Source organism: Stenotrophomonas maltophilia (assembly GCF_003970865.1).
GTDB lineage: Bacteria > Pseudomonadota > Gammaproteobacteria > Xanthomonadales > Xanthomonadaceae > Stenotrophomonas > Stenotrophomonas maltophilia_AR.
Genome location: NZ_RXLZ01000182.1, coordinates 1 through 520, shown reverse-complemented (window position 1 = coordinate 520; position 520 = coordinate 1). Strand labels below are relative to the sequence as shown.

The 520-nt window shown below is 67.7% G+C and carries 1 protein-coding gene; it reads left to right on the top strand.

Features of this window, described 5'->3' with window-relative positions; all coding sequences use genetic code 11:
- Window positions 1-141: 141 nt before the first annotated feature.
- On the top strand, window positions 142-520 hold a 379-nt coding region (locus EKL94_RS22295), incomplete at its 3' end, for a DUF4339 domain-containing protein (protein WP_185830086.1).

Sequence of the window (520 nt, the reverse complement as noted above, 5' to 3'; positions counted from 1 at the left end):
TTTTTGTTATAATGTTGTACTAGTACTACGTTTCGGTGTTCTGACATCGTCTGTTGTCTTTTTTTTTTTTTCAAGCAGAAGACGGCATACGGGTTAGGAGTCCGTTCCGGGGGCTCGGAAATGTGTATAAGGGACCGCGCGATGACCCAGTGGTACTTCCATGCCTCCGCCCAGGCCGAGCGTATCGGCCCGCTTGATGACGAGGCCGCGCGCCGTTATGCGCAGGCCAACCCGCGCGCCCTGGCCTGGTGCCAGGGCATGAGCGGGTGGACCTCGATTGCCGAGGTGCCCGAACTGCAGTCCGCGGCCCCGGGCATGCCCAACTCCCCGCCGCCGGTCCCCGCCGCCCCCAGCAGCCGCCCCGCCGACACCCAATCCCCCCTCGTCGGCCATCAAAGCCCGTGCGTGGAGATCAACACCACCCCCGCCGCGGCGGCCACGCCCCGGCCCCCGCCCACGATGGCCACAACGCCCACGGCCCCACGCCCCCGGGCGCCCCCCCCCCCCACCCGCCCCCAGG